This is a genomic window from Citrobacter sp. UYEF32 (assembly GCF_040546205.1).
In the GTDB taxonomy this organism is placed as follows: domain Bacteria; phylum Pseudomonadota; class Gammaproteobacteria; order Enterobacterales; family Enterobacteriaceae; genus Phytobacter; species Phytobacter diazotrophicus.
Genome location: NZ_JBEPNI010000004.1, coordinates 562,685 through 578,284 on the forward strand (window position 1 = coordinate 562,685; position 15,600 = coordinate 578,284).

At 51.7% G+C, this 15,600-nt stretch carries 18 protein-coding genes and 1 tRNA gene; 4 read left to right on the forward strand and 15 right to left on the reverse strand.

Going from position 1 to position 15,600, the window contains the following annotated elements; all coding sequences use genetic code 11:
- Window positions 1-9 precede the first annotated feature (9 nt).
- From ABIB59_RS14030 to rlmE, 6 genes are all read right to left on the reverse strand, one after another.
- A tRNA-Leu gene (locus ABIB59_RS14030) sits at window positions 10-96 on the reverse strand.
- A gap of 11 nt (window positions 97-107) precedes the next feature.
- On the reverse strand, window positions 108-440 hold the full coding sequence (gene secG / locus ABIB59_RS14035) for a preprotein translocase subunit SecG (protein ID WP_071194444.1): 333 nt from the start codon (window positions 438-440) through the stop codon (window positions 108-110).
- 226 nt (window positions 441-666) lie between these two features.
- Window positions 667-2,004, reverse strand: coding sequence for a phosphoglucosamine mutase (gene glmM / locus ABIB59_RS14040; RefSeq protein ID WP_039077474.1), 1,338 nt, complete (start codon window positions 2,002-2,004; stop codon window positions 667-669).
- Window positions 1,997-2,851 (reverse strand): dihydropteroate synthase, encoded by an 855-nt coding sequence (folP, locus tag ABIB59_RS14045; RefSeq protein WP_354035829.1) that lies wholly within the window; start codon window positions 2,849-2,851, stop codon window positions 1,997-1,999. The genes glmM and folP overlap by 8 nt, the downstream gene beginning before the upstream one ends.
- A gap of 100 nt (window positions 2,852-2,951) precedes the next feature.
- Window positions 2,952-4,883, reverse strand: coding sequence for an ATP-dependent zinc metalloprotease FtsH (gene ftsH, locus ABIB59_RS14050; protein WP_039077472.1), 1,932 nt, complete (start codon window positions 4,881-4,883; stop codon window positions 2,952-2,954).
- Between the two features lie 55 nt (window positions 4,884-4,938).
- Window positions 4,939-5,568 (reverse strand): 23S rRNA (uridine(2552)-2'-O)-methyltransferase RlmE, encoded by a 630-nt coding sequence (rlmE, locus tag ABIB59_RS14055; RefSeq protein WP_039077471.1) that lies wholly within the window; start codon window positions 5,566-5,568, stop codon window positions 4,939-4,941.
- Between the two features lie 121 nt (window positions 5,569-5,689).
- Here rlmE and yhbY point away from each other — a divergent pair, with 121 nt between their 5' ends.
- Window positions 5,690-5,983, forward strand: a complete 294-nt coding sequence (gene yhbY / locus ABIB59_RS14060; protein ID WP_039077470.1) for a ribosome assembly RNA-binding protein YhbY — start codon at window positions 5,690-5,692, stop codon at window positions 5,981-5,983.
- A gap of 153 nt (window positions 5,984-6,136) precedes the next feature.
- Here yhbY and greA read toward each other — a convergent pair whose 3' ends face one another.
- Window positions 6,137-6,613: a transcription elongation factor GreA gene (gene greA, locus ABIB59_RS14065; protein WP_039077469.1), complete on the reverse strand. Its 477-nt coding sequence runs from the start codon at window positions 6,611-6,613 to the stop codon at window positions 6,137-6,139.
- Between the two features lie 249 nt (window positions 6,614-6,862).
- Between greA and dacB the strand changes: the two genes are divergently transcribed.
- The gene (gene dacB / locus ABIB59_RS14070) at window positions 6,863-8,296 is read left to right on the forward strand and encodes a serine-type D-Ala-D-Ala carboxypeptidase (protein WP_039077468.1); all 1,434 of its coding nucleotides are present in this window, start codon (window positions 6,863-6,865) and stop codon (window positions 8,294-8,296) included.
- Between the two features lie 85 nt (window positions 8,297-8,381).
- On the opposite strand, the gene cgtA is transcribed toward dacB, so the two are convergent.
- The 4 genes from cgtA to rplU form a co-directional block, all read right to left on the reverse strand.
- Window positions 8,382-9,548, reverse strand: a complete 1,167-nt coding sequence (gene cgtA, locus ABIB59_RS14075) for an Obg family GTPase CgtA (RefSeq protein ID WP_039077467.1) — start codon at window positions 9,546-9,548, stop codon at window positions 8,382-8,384.
- Window positions 9,549-9,563: 15 nt separating this feature from the next.
- Window positions 9,564-10,529, reverse strand: a complete 966-nt coding sequence (locus tag ABIB59_RS14080) for a DMT family transporter (RefSeq protein ID WP_354035832.1) — start codon at window positions 10,527-10,529, stop codon at window positions 9,564-9,566.
- A 95-nt stretch (window positions 10,530-10,624) separates the two neighbouring features.
- Window positions 10,625-10,882 (reverse strand): 50S ribosomal protein L27, encoded by a 258-nt coding sequence (gene rpmA, locus ABIB59_RS14085; RefSeq protein ID WP_003861831.1) that lies wholly within the window; start codon window positions 10,880-10,882, stop codon window positions 10,625-10,627.
- 20 nt (window positions 10,883-10,902) lie between these two features.
- Window positions 10,903-11,214, reverse strand: coding sequence for a 50S ribosomal protein L21 (rplU, locus tag ABIB59_RS14090; protein ID WP_003025032.1), 312 nt, complete (start codon window positions 11,212-11,214; stop codon window positions 10,903-10,905).
- Window positions 11,215-11,472: 258 nt separating this feature from the next.
- On the opposite strand from rplU, the gene ispB reads away from it, so the two are divergent.
- Complete coding sequence (gene ispB / locus ABIB59_RS14095; RefSeq protein WP_039077465.1) at window positions 11,473-12,444, forward strand: octaprenyl diphosphate synthase; 972 nt, start codon at window positions 11,473-11,475, stop codon at window positions 12,442-12,444.
- Window positions 12,445-12,652: 208 nt separating this feature from the next.
- Window positions 12,653-12,925: a DNA-binding transcriptional regulator SfsB gene (gene sfsB, locus ABIB59_RS14100; protein ID WP_039077464.1), complete on the forward strand. Its 273-nt coding sequence runs from the start codon at window positions 12,653-12,655 to the stop codon at window positions 12,923-12,925.
- A gap of 52 nt (window positions 12,926-12,977) precedes the next feature.
- Here sfsB and murA read toward each other — a convergent pair whose 3' ends face one another.
- The 4 genes from murA to mlaC form a co-directional block, all read right to left on the reverse strand.
- Window positions 12,978-14,237: a UDP-N-acetylglucosamine 1-carboxyvinyltransferase gene (murA, locus tag ABIB59_RS14105; RefSeq protein WP_039077463.1), complete on the reverse strand. Its 1,260-nt coding sequence runs from the start codon at window positions 14,235-14,237 to the stop codon at window positions 12,978-12,980.
- A 53-nt stretch (window positions 14,238-14,290) separates the two neighbouring features.
- Window positions 14,291-14,545 (reverse strand): BolA family iron metabolism protein IbaG, encoded by a 255-nt coding sequence (ibaG, locus tag ABIB59_RS14110; RefSeq protein WP_039077462.1) that lies wholly within the window; start codon window positions 14,543-14,545, stop codon window positions 14,291-14,293.
- Between the two features lie 126 nt (window positions 14,546-14,671).
- Window positions 14,672-14,965 (reverse strand): lipid asymmetry maintenance protein MlaB, encoded by a 294-nt coding sequence (mlaB, locus tag ABIB59_RS14115; protein WP_354035838.1) that lies wholly within the window; start codon window positions 14,963-14,965, stop codon window positions 14,672-14,674.
- The gene (gene mlaC, locus ABIB59_RS14120; protein ID WP_039077460.1) at window positions 14,965-15,600 is read right to left on the reverse strand and encodes a phospholipid-binding protein MlaC; all 636 of its coding nucleotides are present in this window, start codon (window positions 15,598-15,600) and stop codon (window positions 14,965-14,967) included. The genes mlaB and mlaC overlap by 1 nt, the downstream gene beginning before the upstream one ends.

The window sequence follows — 15,600 nt, forward strand, 5'->3', positions numbered from 1 at the left end:
TCGGAATATTGGTACCGAGGATGGGACTCGAACCCACAAGCCCGTTAGGGCACTACCACCTCAAGGTAGCGTGTCTACCAATTCCACCACCTCGGTACGACGACTTCTTATTTCGGGATATCGCTGCTCGGCTGCGCCGGAGCTGCTGGCTGAGTCTGCTCAGTTTGAGCCGGAGCACTCAGTCTTTCCCATTCACTTCCTTTATTGGTTTTGTTGGTATTAATGTTACCCAGCACCAGACTGATGATGAAGAACAGTGTCGCCAACACAGCGGTCATACGGGTCATGAAGTTACCAGAACCACTTGAACCGAACAACGTTGCAGAAGCGCCTGCGCCAAATGAGGCTCCCATATCAGCGCCTTTACCTTGCTGCAGCATGATTAAACCAACAAGGCCAATTGCCACAATAAGGAAAACAACTAAAAGAGCTTCGTACATAATCAACCTGTTCCTTGCGGGGTTGCCGCATGCCAATGCTTCAAACCAATAAAAGTGGGGTTGTTAATGTTTCCCACTGAAGCGGGTGTGAATACTAACCAAAGCGAATCACCTTCGCAAGGCCATTTTAATCGCATTTTATCAAGTGAGGAAAAAAACAGCAAAAACGGGGATGTCGCGCATTAAAAAGGCAGCAAACGCCGCCTTTTTAGACACTTAATGACCGTTAAACCGCTTTAACCGCATCGGCGATACGGTTGGCAAATGCGACAACGTGCTCTTCAACCTCGCCTTCCACCATGACGCGAATCAGTGGTTCAGTACCGGATTTACGCAACAGCACACGGCCACGATTCCCCAGTGCCGCTTCAACCTCAGCGGTCACGCTTTTAACCTGCTCATCTTCAAGCGGATCAATATCACTGGAGGTGTAACGCACATTCACCAGTACCTGAGGGAACATTGTCATCCCGCTGCACAAATCATGCAGGCTCATATGATTACGCACCATCGCCGCCACAACCTGCAAGCCCGCGACAATGCCATCGCCTGTCGTGGTTTTGTCCAGCAGAATGACGTGGCCCGAGTTCTCCGCACCAAGGCGCCAGCCTTTCTCCTGCAATTTCTCCAGCACATAGCGGTCACCCACTTTCGCACGTGCAAACGGAATGCCGAGCTGTTTGAGCGCCAGCTCCAGCCCCATATTGCTCATCAGTGTACCGACAGCACCGCCGCGCAGTTGGCCCTGACGCAGGGCTTCGCGAGCGATGATATAGAGAATTTGGTCACCATCGACTTTGTTGCCTTCGTGGTCAACCATGATCACACGGTCACCGTCGCCATCAAAAGCGATACCTAAATCTGCTTTTTCACTCAGAACGCGTTGCTGCAATGCCCGGACATCCGTTGCGCCGCAGTTTTCATTGATGTTGACGCCATCAGGCTCGCAACCCATTGCGATCACTTTCGCACCCAGCTCACGGAAGACACTAGGAGCAATGTGGTAGGTAGCGCCATTCGCGCAGTCCACAACGATTTTAAGCGTGTTCAGGCTGAGCTCATTCGGGAATGTGGCTTTGCAAAATTCGATATAGCGGCCAGCGGCATCCACGATACGGCTGGCTTTCCCCAGCTCTGCTGAATCCACGCAGGTCAGCTCTTTTTCCATCTCAGCTTCAATGGCTTCCTCTACCGCGTCCGGCAGTTTGGTACCGTCGATAGAAAAGAACTTAATGCCGTTGTCATAAAAAGGGTTATGTGATGCGGAGATGACAATACCCGCTTCCGCACGAAACGTACGGGTCAGGTATGCCACTGCGGGAGTGGGCATCGGCCCGGTAAAAGAGGCAGATAACCCCGCAGCAGCGAGACCCGCTTCGAGTGCGGATTCCAGCATATAGCCGGAAATTCGGGTGTCTTTGCCAATAATAATTTTGCGTGAGCCATGACGGGCCAGCACCTTACCAGCCGCCCAGCCCAGCTTAAGCACAAAGTCAGGGGTAATTGGCGCATCACCAACGCGACCACGGATGCCATCGGTGCCAAAATATTTACGATTACTCATAGCGTTTGTTTTCCTTCGCTGACGCTGACAGTGTGGCTTCCACCACCCGCATGGCTTCAACCGTTTCTTTTACATCGTGGACACGAATAATGTGCGCACCTTGCATGGCGGCAATCACCGCACATGCCAGGCTACCACTCAACCTTTCGTTCGGGCCAACATTCAGTAACTGGCCAACCATCGATTTACGCGACATTCCTACCAACAGGGGCAGGTTAAAATGATGAAACTCCGCCAGGCGGGCGAGGAGCGCGTAGTTGTGTGAGAGATTTTTACCGAAACCAAATCCAGGGTCGAGTAACAATTTCTCTTTTGAGATACCTGCCCGCTCGCACCGGGCAATATGATTTATAAAGAAGCTATTCACATCCGTAAATACGTCATCATACTTAGGCGCTTCCTGCATCGTTTTTGGCTGGCCCTGCATATGCATCAGGCAAACAGGCAAACCTGTTTCTGCAGCGGCTTCCAGCGCGCCGGATTCAGTCAGCGAACGGATATCATTGATGATATGCGCCCCTACTCTTGCCGACTCACGGATAACGTCGGGTTTAGAGGTATCGACAGAAATCCACACTTCAAAGCGCTGCGCTATCGCTTCGACGACCGGAATAACGCGCTCCAGCTCTTCCTCTACACTGACCTCCGCCGCCCCCGGACGCGTAGATTCGCCACCGACATCCACAATCGTTGCGCCAGCATTAATCATCAGATTGGCATGCCTGACCGCCTCGACCAACGTGTTATGCGTTCCGCCATCGGAAAAAGAATCCGGCGTTACATTGAGAATTCCCATCACATGCGGATGAGAAAGATCGAGGGTGGTGCCTTGGGCATGCAATTTCATGACGTAAAACCTTTTTGAATATTTGGTTGCGCAAAAAAGAAAAACCCCGGAGCAAGCCCCAGGGTTTCAGCAAAAGAACACATTATCGACAATAAAAAACTTACTTGTCGCCCAACTGTTCAGACATCGTGTTACCCGGGTTCGGCGTACGCGGTTCATCTACCGGACGCGGTGCACGCGGAGTGCCATTACTGTCAGAATTGTTGGTGCCTGGTTCTTCCCAGCCAGCAGGCGGGCGAACATCACGGCGAGCCATCAGATCATCAATCTGCGGCGCGTCGATGGTCTCATATTTCATGAGCGCATCTTTCATCGCGTGCAGGATGTCCATGTTTTCATTCAGGAGCTGACGCGCACGATTGTAATTACGTTCAATCAGCGATTTCACTTCCTGGTCGATGATACGCGCGGTCTCATCGGACATATGTTTGGCTTTCGCGACGCTACGGCCGAGGAATACTTCACCCTCTTCTTCGGCGTACAGCAACGGACCGAGTTTGTCAGAGAAGCCCCACTGCGTCACCATGTTGCGCGCCAGGTTGGTCGCGACTTTAATGTCGTTCGACGCGCCGGTAGAAACATGTTCAACGCCGTAGATGATCTCTTCCGCCAGACGGCCGCCGTACAGCGTGGAGATCTGGCTTTCCAGCTTCTGACGGCTGGCGCTGATTGCGTCACCTTCAGGCAGGAAGAAGGTCACACCCAGCGCACGGCCGCGCGGAATAATCGTCACTTTATGCACCGGATCGTGTTCCGGCACCAGACGACCAATAATCGCATGGCCCGCCTCGTGGTAAGCGGTAGATTCTTTCTGCGCTTCCGTCATCACCATGGAGCGGCGTTCCGCACCCATCATGATTTTGTCTTTCGCTTTTTCGAACTCAACCATTGAAACGACGCGCTTGTTGCCACGAGCAGCAAACAGCGCTGCCTCATTCACCAGGTTCGCCAGATCCGCACCGGAGAAGCCAGGCGTACCACGCGCGATAATTGCCGCATCAATATCCGGAGAGAGCGGTACGCGACGCATATGCACTTTCAGGATTTGCTCACGACCGCGAACATCCGGCAGACCCACAACGACCTGGCGGTCAAAGCGGCCCGGACGCAACAGCGCAGGGTCAAGAACGTCCGGACGGTTAGTCGCAGCAATAACGATGATACCTTCGTTACCTTCGAAACCATCCATCTCAACCAGCATCTGGTTAAGCGTCTGCTCGCGTTCATCGTGACCACCGCCTAAGCCAGCGCCACGCTGGCGACCGACGGCGTCGATTTCATCGATGAAGATAATGCATGGTGCTGCTTTTTTGGCTTGTTCGAACATGTCACGCACACGGGATGCACCGACACCAACGAACATTTCCACAAAGTCAGAACCAGAAATGGTAAAGAATGGAACCTTCGCTTCACCCGCGATAGCTTTTGCGAGCAGCGTTTTACCGGTACCCGGAGGGCCGACCATCAGAACGCCTTTCGGGATTTTACCGCCCAGTTTCTGGAAGCGGCTCGGCTCACGCAGGTACTCAACCAGTTCACCCACTTCTTCTTTCGCTTCGTCACAGCCTGCGACATCGGCAAAAGTGGTTTTGATCTGGTCTTCCGTCAACATTCGCGCTTTGCTTTTACCGAACGACATGGCGCCTTTGCCACCGCCGCCCTGCATCTGGCGCATAAAGAATATCCAGACCCCAATCAGCAACAGCATCGGGAACCAGGAAATAAAGATCGAAGCCAGCAGGCTCGGTTCTTCCGGCGGCTCGCCAACCACTTTGACATTTTTAGTCAGCAGGTTATCAAGCAGTTTCGGATCGTTCACCGGGATGTAAGTCGTGTAACGGTTACTATCTTTCTTGGTAACGTTGATCTCACGTCCGTTGATACGCGCTTCGCGAACCTGGTCCTGGTTGACCTCCTGCAGGAAGGTAGAATAATCCACCTTACGGCCATTAGACTCGCTGGGCCCAAAGCTCTGGAATACTGACATCAGCACAACGGCAATGACCAGCCAGAGTATTAGGTTTTTCGCCATGTCACTCAAGGGATTAACCTCATATTACAACTGTGTTAAAAACAGCGTCAGGTTACTATAGTTTTCGCCCGGTCGCTACAATGTACACTTCTCGTGAACGGGCACGGGAAGAGTCCGGCTTACGAACTTTCACTTTCGTAAACAGAGAGCGAATTTCCCTAAGGTACTCATCGAAACCTTCGCCCTGAAAGACTTTCACAACAAAACCACCACCAGGCGCTAACACATCCCGGCACATCTGCAGCGCCAGTTCCACCAGGTACATAGAGCGGGGAATATCAACTGCTGGGGTTCCGCTCATGTTTGGTGCCATATCTGACATGACAACTTGTACTTTACTGTCCCCGACTCGATCCAGTAATGCTTTCAGGACTAATTCATCACGAAAGTCACCCTGAAGAAAGTCCACACCAACGATTGGATCCATAGGTAAAAGATCACACGCGATGATACGGCCTGTGCCCCCGATTTGCGTGACCGCATATTGCGACCAGCCACCAGGAGCAGCACCGAGATCGACAACCGTCATTCCCGGCTTAAAAAGTTTGTCACTTTGCTGTATTTCATCAAGTTTAAACCAGGCACGGGAACGCAACCCTTTTTTCTGCGCCTGTTGAACATATTTATCGCTAAAGTGTTCCTGTAGCCAGCGACTCGAGCTGGCAGAACGCTTCTTACCTGTCATTTCACATTCCGTCTGGGTTCATCGTATACAGCAACGTAAAATTACACGCGGCGATTTGGTGATATATGGGAGATGGCGGTAGAATGACCCGTTTTCAATCCCAACGTAAGCAAAATATACGATGAATCTGAGTACTAAACAAAAACAGCACCTGAAAGGTCTGGCACATCCGCTCAAGCCTGTAGTTATGCTTGGCAATAATGGTTTGACCGAAGGGGTACTGGCCGAGATCGAACAAGCGTTAGAGCACCATGAACTTATCAAGGTCAAAATCGCTACCGAAGACCGCGAGACTAAAACCTTGATCGTGGAAGCTATTGTACGCGAAACCGGCGCCTGTAACGTACAGGTCATCGGTAAAACGCTGGTGCTTTATCGTCCTGCTAAAGAGCGCAAAATCTCGCTGCCGCGCTAAGAATATCCTTAATTGAACACAAAATCTGTGTAAAACGAGGGGTTTTCGCTAACAGACGAGCAAAATGCCATGCTCACTGAGTTGTTAAAAGGCCGCAATGCGGCCTTTTTCTTTTCTTTACAATACGTCAACAACTGCGGTTAACGAAATTATTCAGAGGTATTCCACTTTGATAATTTCGAATTCGACATCACCGCCCGGGGTACGAATGACAACGACATCGTCTTGTTCTTTACCGATCAGGCCACGCGCGATCGGTGAATTTACGGAGATCAGATTCTGCTTAAAGTCAGCTTCGTCGTCACCCACGATGCGATAAGTCTGCTCTTCCTCGGTATCCAGATTAAGCACACTTACCGTACTGCCAAAAATCACACGCCCATTGTTCGGCATTTTAGTGATATCGATAACCTGTGCGTTGGACAGTTTCGCTTCGATATCTTTGATACGCCCTTCGCAGAAGCCTTGCTGTTCGCGGGCCGCATGGTATTCCGCATTTTCTTTCAGGTCACCATGCTCACGCGCTTCCGCGATCGCGGCAATAATCTCAGGACGGCGCACAGATTTCAAAAAATCCAGCTCTTCGCGCAGTTTTTCGGCACCACGTAAGGTCATCGGAATAGCTTGCATTTGTTATACCTCTTAAACATTCCTGTAAGGAGCAGTCTCCCGCCCCGGCTGCTATGTCTGCCCGGATTCAGGCGCATAACCCCCGACCAGAAGCAAAAGAAAACTGACCCGGAGACAAAGCCCCAGGTCAGCAGTAATTTTTCAATTTGATACGCATTTTACCCGGAAGTTCACTATGGGTCATCGTTTACTTTCCGGGTCGATGCGCCGTAGTATGACGGCTTGTTTCCAGGTTGTTAGCGCGAGATTATGCGATTTTCCAGATTTTTCATCGGATTGACCACAAGTATAGCCCTGAATGCCCAGGCCGCGAATGTCGACGAGTACATTAACCAATTACCGGACGGCGCGAACCTTGCCCTCATGGTGCAAAAGGTGGGTGCACAAGAACCGGACATTGATTATCACGGCAAGCAAATGGCTTTACCGGCGAGTACGCAAAAAGTCATTACCGCGCTGGCTGCTTTATTACAGCTTGGCCCTGATTTCCGTTTCACCACCACGCTGGAGAGTAAAGGTACGGTTACCGATGGTGTATTGAAAGGGGACTTAGTAGCGAGATTTGGCGGCGATCCGACGTTAAAACGTCAGAATATCCGCAATATGGTCGCTATCCTGAAAAAATCCGGTGTGCAAAAAATCGAGGGTAATGTTCTCATCGATACATCGATTTTTGCCAGCCATGACAAAGCCCCCGGCTGGCCCTGGAACGACATGACCCAGTGTTTCAGCGCCCCACCCGCCGCCGCTATTGTCGACCGCAACTGTTTCTCTGTTTCGTTATACAGCGCGCAGAAACCCGGAGACCTCGCCTATATCCGCGTCGCATCGTACTACCCCGTGAACATGTTCAGCCAGGTTCGTACACTGGCACGCGGCTCATCCGAAGGGCAATACTGCGAACTGGATGTTGTACCAGGCGATTTAAACCGCTTCACGCTCACCGGCTGCCTGCCACAACGTACTGACCCGCTTCCGCTGGCTTTTGCCATTCAGGACGGCGCCAGTTATGCGGGGGCCATAATCAAGGCAGAACTTAAGGATGCAGGCATTACCTATACGGGGACCCTGCTGCGCCAGACCCAAGTCAACGAACCTGGTACAGTTATCGCCAGCACGCAATCAGCCCCTTTGCACGATTTGCTGAAAATCATGCTGAAAAAATCGGACAACATGATTGCCGATACCGTTTTCCGCATGATTGGTCATGCCCACTTTGGCGTACCGGGAACCTGGCGCGCTGGTTCTGATGCTGTTCGTCAAATTCTGCGTCAGCAAGCCGGTGTGGATATCGGAAACACGATCATTGCGGATGGCTCCGGTCTGTCGCGCCATAATCTGATTGCCCCTGCCACTATGATGCAGGTACTCCAGTATATTGCCCAGCATGACAGCGAGCTTAACTACATCTCTATGCTACCGCTTGCGGGCTATGATGGCTCATTGCAGTATCGCGCGGGCCTGCATGAGGCTGGTGTGGACGGCAAGGTTTCCGCTAAAACAGGTTCACTGCAAGGCGTTTACAATCTGGCAGGCTTTATTACTACCGCCAGTGGGCAGCGAATGGCCTTCGTGCAATATCTGTCAGGTTATGCGGTAGAACCCGCCGATCAGCGTAACCGCCGTATTCCACTGGTTCGCTTTGAAAGCCGTCTGTACAAAGATATCTACCAGAACAACTAATAAAAAAGCCGGGTAGCGTTAACGCTTTCCCGGCTCAGAGTGCCTGTAACCCCGTCAGGCTTGCGCCTGCGGGGAAGTAGCAGAGTCAATGCTTATAGATGAACTCAACGCCTTCTTCGTCATCTTCGTCCCAGTCATCATCGTCCAGGTCGTCTTCTTCATTTTCTTCAAGCTGCTGACGGTGGTAATCGTCCCACATAAACTCGACTTTCTCTGGCTGCTTCTCTTCCTGCGCCTGAGTGATCGGATTTTCGATGATAAAGGTCATCACATCCCAGCAGAGATCCTTAACACCTTGCTGGCTGGCCGCAGAGATAAGGTAATATTTATCTTCCCAGCCCAATGCTTCGGCGATCTCCTTGGCTTTGGCTTCTGCTGTGGCTTTGTCCATCAGGTCAATTTTATTGAAGACCAGCCAACGCGGTTTAGCCGCCAGTTTTTCGCTGTATTTTTCCAGCTCGCCAATGATGATCCGCGCGTTATCAACCGGATCAGAGCCATCAATCGGATCGATATCGATCAGATGCAGCAATACGCGGCAGCGCTCAAGATGCTTGAGGAAGCGAATGCCCAGACCGGCACCTTCAGATGCCCCTTCAATCAGCCCCGGGATGTCCGCGACAACAAAGCTTTTTTCGTTATCCATACGCACGACGCCAAGGCTTGGCACCAGCGTGGTAAACGGATAGTCAGCCACTTTAGGTTTTGCCGCAGAGACCGCTCGGATGAAAGTCGATTTGCCCGCATTCGGCATACCCAGCATCCCCACATCCGCCAGCAGCATCAGCTCCAGCATGAGGTCGCGTTTATCACCCGGCGTACCCATCGTCTTCTGACGCGGCGTACGGTTAACGGATGATTTGAAACGGGTATTACCCAGACCGTGCCAGCCGCCTTTCGCCACCATCAGACGCTGACCGTGTTTGGTCATATCACCCATGGTTTCGCCAGTGCCCTGGTCAATCACACGCGTACCCACGGGTACTTTCACCGTCACATCTTTACCGCGTTTACCCGTGCAGTCACGGCTTTGACCGTTCTGCCCACGTTCAGCGCGAAAAGATTTTTCAAAGCGGTAGTCAATCAGGGTGTTCAGGTTCTCGTCTGCTTCCAGCCAGACGTCGCCACCATCACCACCGTCACCGCCATCCGGGCCACCGTTAGGAATGTATTTTTCGCGACGGAAGCTCACACAACCGTTACCACCGTCACCCGCCACGACCAGGATGACCGCTTCATCAACAAACTTCATTTTACTCTCCGTAACTCATTCGCCTGAGCGGGGCAAAGTGACAATCACTTCGCGCTTGCGCCAGCGTCCCCAAAGACGATGGCCAATGGCGGAATACATTGCTCCCGCAACCACGACAAACGCACCGAGATAACCGATAAGGTTTAACATCGGTCTGGCGAAAACATCGGGCCAGGCCATTGATAATAAATCTGAAAAAAACAGCGTAAACAGCGGCGTCAGGGTGATGAGCGCGCTTACCTGCGCGGCCTGCCAGCGCGCCATTGCTTCCGCCAGCGCGCCATAGCCAACCAGTGTATTCAGGCCACAAAAAAACAGACACGCAAGTTGCCAGTTGCTGAGCTGGGAAATCACTCCGGGCCTGGCTAACGGCAGTAACACTATCGTACATAAAGTGTACAGCAAAAAGAGTATCTGTTGTGAAGCCAGACGCCTCAATAATACTTTTTGCGCGACACCATAACTGACCCAAACCGTTGCAGCCCCGACACCGAAAATAACGCCCCAGGTGTAGTCAGTCAGTTTGGTAAAAATTTCTATCAGGCTGGTATTGAAAAACATGACCAGACCGCAAAGCAACATAATTGCGCCTATCACCTGCGTCCCGCGCATCTTCTCTTTCAGGATAAAGACGCTGGCTACCATCATGCCGACCGGTGAAAGCTGACCAATCACCTGGGACGCCGTGGGGCTAAGATATTGCAGGGAAGAACTAAACAGGATGAAGTTACCGAACAGACCGCCCGTCGCAATAGCCAGCATTACCAGCCAGCGCGGCTTACGAAAGATACGCAGCGGTGGAAGCTTGCCTTTAACGGCCAGAATGGCCCCCAGGCCAATGCTCGCCATTAGAAAGCGATAAAACACCACCGTCGGGGGTTCCATCACTGTCAGCACCTGTTTCATTGCAATTGGCAGTGCACCCCAACACATTGCGGTGGTGAGCGCCAAAAGAATACCAATGCCAGCCTGCTGCTTCATGCCCGTTTTCCCTACAGAAACTTTTCCGGACTTCTAATGTAAAAAGCCCCGCAACGTGTTGCGGGGCTTTCATCCGTTACCGGACCACGAAAAACTTACTCAGCAACGATGCTGATGTATTTACGGTTGTTCGGGCCTTTAACTTCAAATTTCACTTTACCGTCTGCTTTAGCAAACAGAGTGTGGTCACGACCGCAACCTACGTTAGTACCAGCGTGGAATTTGGTGCCACGTTGACGAACGATGATGCTACCCGCCAGAACGGATTCGCCACCGAAACGCTTAACGCCGAGGCGTTTAGCTTCTGAATCGCGACCGTTACGAGTTGAGCCGCCAGCCTTTTTATGTGCCATTTAAATCTACTCCTCAGGTCTTAGGCGCTGATGCCAGTGATTTTCACATCAGTGAACCACTGACGATGGCCCTGTTGCTTACGATAGTGTTTACGACGACGAAACTTAACGATTTTAACTTTCTCGCCACGACCGTGAGCAACAACTTCAGCTTTGATTACGCCGCCATCAACGAAAGGAACGCCGATTTTGACTTCTTCACCGTTTGCGATCATCAGAACTTCAGCGAATTCAACAGATTCGCCAGTTGCGATGTCCAGCTTTTCCAGGCGAACGGTCTGACCTTCGCTTACTCGGTGTTGTTTACCACCACTTTGGAAAACCGCGTACATAAAAAACTCCGCTTCCGCGCACATCATCGTGTGATTCAGAGTGCGCTATAAATATTCACAATAGGGCGCGAATATTACGCAAAACGCGAGCCTTTGACAAGAGCGATCGTCAATCCATGCAGAAAAAAAACACAATGCGTAGGGTAACGTTTATCTGGCGCGTTTTTTCAGTACAATCAACAATACTATTCTAACCCGTAACCCTTCGTTATCCCATTTTGATATGTGGTAAACAGGACTGAAAGCCCGGCTTTTGCGATGAATTTAGAAAAAATCAATGAGTTAACCGCGCAAGATATGGCGGGTGTTAATGCGACAATCCTGCAACAGCTCAACTCTGATGTTCAGCTAATCAACCAGTTGGGTTATTACATTGTTAGCGGCGGCGGTAAACGTATCCGTCCAATGATTGCCGTACTGGCAGCGCGTGCCGTTGGCTACGAAGGCAACGCGCATGTGACCATCGCCGCGTTAATCGAATTTATCCACACGGCGACGCTGCTTCACGACGATGTTGTGGATGAATCAGATATGCGCCGCGGCAAAGCTACCGCTAACGCTGCGTTTGGTAACGCGGCCAGCGTACTGGTCGGTGATTTTATTTACACCCGCGCCTTTCAGATGATGACCAGCCTTGGCTCGCTAAAAGTACTGGAAGTCATGTCCGAAGCGGTGAATGTAATAGCCGAAGGTGAAGTTCTGCAGTTGATGAATGTCAATGACCCGAACATCACCGAAGAGAACTACATGCGCGTAATTTACAGCAAGACCGCGCGTCTGTTTGAAGCGGCAGCCCAGTGTTCTGGTTTACTGGCGGGTTGCAGTGACGCACAAGAAAAAGCGTTGCAGGATTATGGCCGCTATCTTGGTACTGCCTTCCAGCTCATCGATGATTTGCTGGACTACAGTGCAGATGGTGAAACGCTGGGTAAAAACACCGGCGATGACCTCAACGAAGGTAAACCGACTCTCCCCTTGCTGCATGCGATGCACAATGGCACTGCAGAGCAGGCACAAATGATTCGTGAAGCCATTGAGCAGGGCAACGGACGACATCTTCTGGAACCTGTTCTGGAAGCTATGGCAGCCTGTGGTTCGCTGGAATGGACGCGTCGTCGCGCGGAGGAAGAGGCGGATAAAGCTATCGCTGCTCTACAGATTCTTCCGGACTCCCCATGGCGTGAAGCCCTCATTGGCCTGGCCCATATCGCGGTCCAACGCGATCACTGATCACCTCGCTTTCCCGCTGGCAACGGGAAAGCGCCAATAAGTTCCTATAAAAATCAACTTAGATTCAAAAATCCACGTTTTGCAGCCTTGATGGATTCTTAAAGCTATTACTCTTACTTGAACTTTTTAGAGCAAAAGCTCTTATATAGGCATGTTAAGCAATAGAATATTGCCATAGCGTTTTAATGGCTTTCACCAGGGAGAGAAAATGGAAAGTAAATTCATTGACTGGCACCCGGCGGATATCATTGCCGGACTGCACAAAAAAGGGACATCACTGGCCGCAGAATCACGCAAGTGTGGTTTGAGTTCATCGACATTGGCGAACGCGCTAACACGCTCCTGGCCAAAAGGAGAGCTCATCATTGCCCGCGCGCTGGATACCGATCCCTGGGTGATATGGCCATCGCGCTATCACGATCCCGTAACCCATGAATTTATCGACAGAACCAGCATGATGCGGCAAAGGAAGCCAAAATAAACAGGATAACCCCCTTCCCGAAACGGGTTGGGGGTTTTAGTGCAAAGAGAGATTATTCGCCTTTTACGCGCTCAATATGGGCGCCCAGCGCACTCAGCTTGTCTTCAATGCGTTCGTAACCGCGATCGATATGGTAAATACGATCCACGATTGTCGTCCCTTCCGCAATACAACCCGCCAGCACGAGGCTTGCAGACGCGCGCAGGTCGGTCGCCATCACTTGCGCGCCGGAGAGTTTTTCAACGCCGTGACAAATCGCGGTGTTGCTTTCGATTTCCGCATGCGCGCCCATACGAATCAGTTCCGGGATGTGCATAAAACGGTTTTCGAAGATCGTCTCGGTGATCACACCCGTGCCTTCCGCAACCAGGTTCAGCAATGTGAACTGTGCCTGCATGTCTGTCGGGAACGCCGGGTGCGGCGCAGTGCGCACGTTGACGGCCTTCGGACGCTTACCATGCATATCCAGGCTTACCCAGTCGTCGCCCACTTCGATTTCCGCACCGGCTTCGCGCAGCTTAGCCAGCACGGCGTCAAGGGTATCGGGTTTCGCGTTACGGCAGACGATTTTGCCGCCAGAGATTGCGGCAGCCACCAGGAAGGTACCTGTTTCAATACGGTCCGGCAGCACACGATAGACACCGCCGCCCAGACGCTCAACGCCTTCAATGGTGACACGGTCGGTACCCTGACCGCTTATTTTCGCCCCCAGCGCATTGAGGAAGTTTGCAGTATCAACGATTTCCGGCTCACGCGCGGCGTTTTCGATGATAGTTGTCCCCTCAGCCAGGGTTGCCGCCGTCATGATGGTGACGGTCGCGCCGACGCTGACCTTATCCATGACGATATGCGCGCCTTTCAGGCGACCATTAACGCTCGCTTTGACATAACCTTCTTCCAGCTTAATTTCTGCACCAAGCTGTTCCAGACCCGTGATATGCAGATCTACCGGACGCGCGCCAATGGCACAGCCCCCCGGTAAGGAAACCTGTCCCTGACCAAAACGCGCGACCAGTGGTCCCAGCGCCCAGATAGAGGCACGCATGGTTTTGACCAGATCGTAAGGTGCGCAGAATACGTTAACCTTGCTTGCATCGATCCAGACTGAACCGTTGCGTTCAACTTTGGTACCCAGCTGGCTCAGCAGCTTCATGGTGGTATCAATGTCTTTCAGTTTCGGAACGTTGCGGATCTCTACCGGTTCTTCTGCCAGCAGTGCGGCAAAAAGGATCGGTAACGCGGCGTTTTTAGCACCTGAAATTGTGACTTCGCCCTGGAGCCGGGTTGGCCCCTGTACACGAAACTTATCCATTCATCTGATCTCTGTTAAGAATTCACACGCGCTGCGGGCGTAATACCCGTAGCTCAAAAACCGTTTAGTTTGCGATCGCGTGCCCACTCTTGCGGGGTATACGCTTTGATCGAGAGTGCGTGAATGCGGTTGTCCGCTATATATTCCGCTAATGGGCCATACACGGCCTGCTGTTTTTTGACCCGGCTCATGCCGTCAAAAATCTCACCCACAGCAATAACCTGAAAGTGACTGCCGTCGCCAGTGACGTGGGCTTCCTGGAGAGAGAGTGCGTTCATCAGCACTGTCTGAATTTCATGATTTTCCATGGGCGTTAATTTCATCTGATAGTGAAAACAGCCCCACATCTTAGAGGAAAGTGAGGCGGTCTTAAATAAGCAAAAAGCCCCGTTGGTATACCAAACGAGGCTTTAAAGAGTAACGTACTGAAAAAATTAGCGAGGCAATACGTCCGCAGGCAAATTATATAATGCTGCAAGCGTCTGCAAATTCTCGCTGATCCCTTCGAGTGAAACCTGGTGACCCTGAATGTTCCCCTGAGCAATCAGGTGAATTAATAGCGCCACACCAGCAGTATCAACGCGCGATACGGCGTGAAGATCGATGCAGGTTGTCCCTTTCATTGCCTCCTGACGAGCATTCCACAGAGGATTCAGCACATCCTGATCGAGCTCGCCCTGCAACACCAGCCGTTCACCTTCACGCACCCAGCTTAATTGCGGCGTCATTATTTCTTCTGGTCCAGAGTAATTTTCTGGTGAGAAATGGACTGCAACTGCGCGGTCAGACCATCGATACCTTTGGTGCGCAACAGGTCGCTCCATTCATTTTGCTTGGTGGTGATCATACTCACCCCTTCGGCAATCATGTCATACGCCTGCCAGTTACCGGACTGCGTGTTTTTGCGCCATTGAAAGTCCAGACGCACTGGCGGACGACCGTTAGGATCGATAATAGTCACACGGATCGGCACGATCGTGGCATCACCCAGCGGTTGCTCCGGGGCAATCTCGTATGTCTGACCGTGGTACATTGCCAGCGCCTGGCCATAGGCCTGTTTCAGATATTCACGGAAAGCAGCGAAGTAGGCTTCGCGCTGCGCAGGGGTTGCGTCTTTATAGTAACGCCCCAGTACCAGAGCACCGGCATATTTAATCTGGACGTATGGCAGTAATTCCTGGTCAACCACATCACGTAAATAATCAGGATTCGCGCGAATCTTCGGCTGCTCATTTTTGAGGCGATCAAATGTTTTCTTTGCCGCTTCCTGCATTGCTTTGTACGGATTAGCTTGCTCCGCCGCGTTGGCGAGCCCAAGTGGCGCGATAACCAGCATGGCAACCATTAATAGACGTTTAAACAT